Here is a 4,821-nt window from a genome sequence, read left to right as displayed (position 1 = left end):
ATCCCAAATTAGCCCTCACCATGTAAAGCCTTTTGTTCAAGGAAATAAGAATGATAAAAATGATGCTAAGGCAATTTCTATAGCAGCAAGATGAAATGCCTACGGTGCCCATAAAAACGATAGAACAATAGGAAATTCAGATGAATCATCGTTATCGAGAAAGCCTGGTGCATGATAGAACCGCACTAGCAAACCGAATCCGTGGTTATTTGAGAGAAATGGGCATTTTTGTTGTTCAAGGCTTGTCAGCATTAAGAAAACAAGTTCCCTCTTTACGGGAAGATGCAACTAATGAGCTTACGGGAGATATGAGAACTATTATATCCAGTTGCTATGATAAGCTAGTGTATTTAGATCAAGAAATAAAACAATACACAAAAAAAATAGAGCAATTTTGTGAGGAAAATGACTTGTGTAAGCGCCTTATGAAACTTTCTGGTATTGGTCCTATGAGTGCCAGTATCATTTTTCGGTAATTGGCATGCCTTCTTTTTTTAAAAATGGTCGTCATTTTGCAGTCTATTTAGGATTGGTTCCCAAAGAGCATTCTAGTGGGGGAAAGCATTGTCTTATGTCAATTAGTAAACGCGGGGATCGCTATATAAGAAGTTTACTGATACACGGAGAGAGAGCTGTCGTACAAAATGCAGGAAAAAAAACAGATTATTTTAGTTGTTGGGTGCAACGAATACATAAAGAACGAGGATACAATAAAGCTGCTGTTGCTGTAGCTAATAAAAATGCTCGCCATATGTGGGCTATTATGTCTTATGGCGATAAATATAGTGACCATTTAAACCGTTGTGTTTAAGGATGGCCTGGCAAATGATAAGTTACTTGGTTTTGGATACCCAGTTTTTTATAGTTCAAAAAACCTACGTTTATAAATAGTAACTAACTATCAGGAACTAAAAGACTTACCTTTATTTTGCAAATAACAGTTGATGTGAAAATGGTAAAACCTACTCAGTAAATACCTGGGTAGTCCGATGAATTAAATATTCGATATCGCGATTAGGAGACAGAGTACGAATATCATCAAGGCCTGAGCATATAAATTACTCACTAATGGCCGGATATACGGATGCAAATACCTCACTTTTCACAAGCTTTTTACTTGCAAAATCGGATGAGTCCATATACGCGGACTACCCGCCTCGGCTTTCAGCCTTCCCATTTAAGGGGGCAGCTATAATCAACCGCAGAGCACCTTAACACGAACCCTATAATTTTCAAAATTTCTAAAGCCATAAGCTCTACGCTGAATGAGTTTCATTTTGCGATGAAACCCTTCTGTTATTCCATTAGATTTACTAAACCGCCACATTCTGGCAACTTCATCTTTCCAAGCAGTGAGCGTTTTACCTAATGCAGCTGAGGGCTTAAAACTACTTTGTTTTAAATCGGTAAGCATCTCCAAGAAAGTAGGAATGACTTTACGGCATGCACGTTGAGTTAAAGCTCTTTTCATTAAAAGAGAATGAAGCTCTTGCTGAAATTGATAAATGGCTTCAATAGCCGGATTTTGATTTAAAAATACATCTCTTTTTACTTTATTCTCTTCACTGAGGTTATTAGGCCTAGTTCTCAACAGAGCCAAGATGCCCCTATTGTTTTTTATTTCATGGGACAGCTCTCGATAAGTCATAATACATTGATATTGAATTAAACGGATTACATGAAATCTGTCAGCTACTATCATCGCATTAGGAAAGTATTTTTTTACCATGGACCGATAGGTACTACTTAAATCCATACAAATCACTTTGACTCGTTCTTTCCCAGGCAACTGTTGCAGGTAGGTTTTCAAATCCCCCTCACTTCGCCCTTTTACCACATCAAATACTTTATGCTTTCTTAAGTCACAAAAAGTTGTAGCGAATCCTTCTTTCTTACCGAAGAAATGTTCATCAATTCCCAGTACTACAGGACAAGGTTTATTGATTAATTCTCTATGTTGTTCTTCATAATGCCGTTGATACCAACGCTCTATAGTGGCTTTGCCTTGCTTATAGCGCTCCGATAAGTCTTTTTGAGAAACTCCTCTCGACTATGCTCATGAAAAACAGCCGCTTGCGCTCTCCAAGTTGCTCGTTGATGTTTGTTTATACCAGGAAATTGTTGATTACCATAACGATAACGCGTGTGACAATACAACTTACAAGCTTTAAACCTCAATATACTTCGACGGTGGCCGATTAACTCATGGTGAACGCTTCGTATATAGGATGATTTCTTGCGCACACTCTTGCTCTGGCAATGGCTGCAACGCGCTAATCGATTATAAGTTACATCTAATATTAATGGTTGATATCCGCTCACTTTTACTATAGAAAATCCAGGTAAATTTAAGATAAGATTGTACTTCGGCACTTTAATCTCCTTTTGATCGCTAAATCAAGGACTTAGTTTAGACTAATTTGATTAAAGTGTCCCATGCAGGGAGTTAAAAAACAAAGCTTCGCGCTGACGCGAATGACGCCGAGGCATCAAAAACTTCATGCAAAGGCTTACTAACACCTGATCCTTGTCCCTTATCAAAGAACCCCAAGCCTATCATTCCAAGGCCCGCACCGATGAGAATAGTACCTGTCACTGGTGCTCCTGCCGCTAGTAAACAAGCAGAAACAGTTATAGCTAACGCCATCAATGCCGCGCCTAAAAGTTTCAGCTCTAGAGAGCTTTGTTTTCCTAAATAACCTTTCTGAATGACACTTTTATAGTCTCTTGGTGTTATTTTGCCCTCAATAAAAGCAATGGTCTTTTTGGTAATTTCTTTTTTCTCTCCAAATCCTAGAAATTTATATTCGGGTTTTTGTATGCAATCAATCACGGCGTTTAGGCTGTTCTTAACATTTGGATTCAACGATCGATTCGATGCAAAGCTCTTTAATTGTTCAATGTTTGCATCAAACTCTTCTTTTTCTTGCTGTTGCTTTTCAATATCACATTCATAGTGATACAAAGCTAATGAAGCAGACAATAAGCGTTTGACGTCTGATTTTGATATATTTTTTTGTTGATGTTCATTACTAGGAATAGCATCAAATTCAACTTGTAGTTCAACTTTATAGACAGGCACACGAGAACGAATAGTTACTAGATACCCGGGGTGATCAACACCCTCGTTAGATTCAGAATAGTTAAATGCTTCTTCTTTTGTCTTAAATACTAAAAAAGGCTGGTCAGTCTTCAGATCCTGAAAATAACTAACAAAGTCTTGAAAGTCATAAGACTCATCCCAGTCAAATTGAATTCTATTGAATATACTATGATAACCAATCATAAATTGGTTTACGTTGAGTTTTTTGGCATGTACAGGAACAATATACACTCCCATAAGCTTTTCCTAATGCAAGAACAATTAATTAAAAACATTATATATTAGTAAATTTTATATATCAAAAATTACGGCTCCGTTGCAAAAACGGGTTTTGTCGCAAAAAGTTGTCTGATGAGATAGTATCTTCCTTTTTTCTTGTGGACTATCAACGATGTTGAGTTTCAAGTGGCGGCATTTTAAACGAGACATAATCTTATGCTGGTCAGATGGTACTTGGCCTATTCATTGAGTTATCGTGACGTTGAGGAATTGGCCTTGGAACGGGGGCTGAAAGTAGATCATTCGACGATTAACAGGTGGGTTCCCCGCTATGCAGCGCAGCTGGAAGAGGTTTTTCGCAAGCGTCACAAACGCCCTGTAGGGATATCTTGGAGGATGGATGAGACCTATATCAAAGTAAAAGGCCAATGGGTTTATCTGTACCGTGCCGTTGATAAAGAAGTCCAAACCGTTGATTTCATGCTGTCAGAAAAACGGGATGAGCCTGCTGCACGAGCATTTTTTGAGAAAGCTATTGGGCCAAACGGCATTCCAGATAAAGTAACCATGGATAAAAGTGGAGCTAATAAAGCCGGTATCGATACCATCAATCTACATCTGGCGCTTTTGTTTATGTTGAGTGGTGGGTTTACACAAATCAAATACCTGAATAATATCTTGGAGCAAGACCATCGATTTGTTAAAAACGTCACCAAGCCGATGAAAGGATTTAAAGCGTTTGATTATGTAGAGGCGACATTAGCCAGACGGTAAAAACAGTAGGACCTGCACTGGATACAGGTTATAATGGTGGTAAAAAAATTAAAGGAAGAAAGCGACATATCGTAGTGGATGTTCTTTGATTATTGCTTACGGTTATGGTGCATTCAGCAGGTATTCAAGACAGAACTGGCGCAAGACTAGTCCTTGCTCAGCTGATGTTTTTTTTCGGTAGCATCAAGCTTATTTGGGCTGATGGTGGTTACATTGGAAACAAATTGATTGACTGGGCTCTCTCTTTTTTCAATATCGTGTGGACGGTGGTTAAACGCCCTCGGAAGATCTTTAAAATTGTGAAATTTCGCTGGATAGTTGAACGCACCTTCGGCTGGATGAATTACCAGCGACGATTAAGTAAAGACTATGAGTTTTTGCCAAAAAGTAGCGAAGCATTCATAAAATTATCCGCCATTGGGATGATGGTGCGGCGAATCAGCCCTGGCTGAATATGCACAATGGATGAAATGGTTGAGTTTGATCGATTATCGCGGATACTCATGCGGTATTAGGCCCAAAATTAGGTGTTTTTTTGCTTTTTAGCGTTGTTGAGCTCGTTCGGAAAGCTACAGAACCCAGCCGCATGTCACAGTGAAGATATTTTTTGCGCAACTCCGTGGGGGCTAGTCAATGGCCTGAATCTTCTACACATCTTGTTTATCCCAAAGAAACATGATCAAATCACCTCTTTTAAGGTGATGTATGGATTTAGCAATTGAAGA

Annotated in this window: 4 protein-coding genes and 2 pseudogenes; 4 read left to right on the top strand and 2 right to left on the bottom strand. The window is 38.7% G+C overall.

Annotation, left to right across the window (positions count from 1 at the left end):
* Window positions 1-140 precede the first annotated feature (140 nt).
* Complete coding sequence (locus Lsan_RS09165) at window positions 141-476, top strand: IS110 family transposase (protein ID WP_058514105.1); 336 nt, start codon at window positions 141-143, stop codon at window positions 474-476.
* 5 nt (window positions 477-481) lie between these two features.
* The gene (locus Lsan_RS09160; RefSeq protein WP_058514104.1) at window positions 482-811 is read left to right on the top strand and encodes an IS110 family transposase; all 330 of its coding nucleotides are present in this window, start codon (window positions 482-484) and stop codon (window positions 809-811) included.
* A 384-nt stretch (window positions 812-1,195) separates the two neighbouring features.
* Here Lsan_RS09160 and Lsan_RS09155 read toward each other — a convergent pair.
* Both Lsan_RS09155 and Lsan_RS09150 read right to left on the bottom strand, forming a co-directional pair.
* A pseudogene (locus Lsan_RS09155) lies at window positions 1,196-2,373 on the bottom strand (ISL3 family transposase).
* 73 nt (window positions 2,374-2,446) lie between these two features.
* Complete coding sequence (locus Lsan_RS09150) at window positions 2,447-3,340, bottom strand: hypothetical protein (RefSeq protein WP_058514103.1); 894 nt, start codon at window positions 3,338-3,340, stop codon at window positions 2,447-2,449.
* A 154-nt stretch (window positions 3,341-3,494) separates the two neighbouring features.
* Between Lsan_RS09150 and Lsan_RS09145 the strand changes: the two are divergent.
* Window positions 3,495-4,096: pseudogene (locus Lsan_RS09145) on the top strand (IS6 family transposase).
* A 104-nt stretch (window positions 4,097-4,200) separates the two neighbouring features.
* A complete protein-coding gene (locus Lsan_RS09140) occupies window positions 4,201-4,548 on the top strand; it encodes an IS5/IS1182 family transposase (protein ID WP_058514101.1) in 348 nt (115 codons plus the stop codon).
* The last annotated feature ends 273 nt before the right edge of the window (window positions 4,549-4,821 follow it).

This window comes from Legionella santicrucis, from assembly GCF_001468135.1.
Taxonomy (GTDB): domain Bacteria; phylum Pseudomonadota; class Gammaproteobacteria; order Legionellales; family Legionellaceae; genus Legionella; species Legionella santicrucis.
This window is presented reverse-complemented; position numbering and strand designations above follow the sequence as displayed.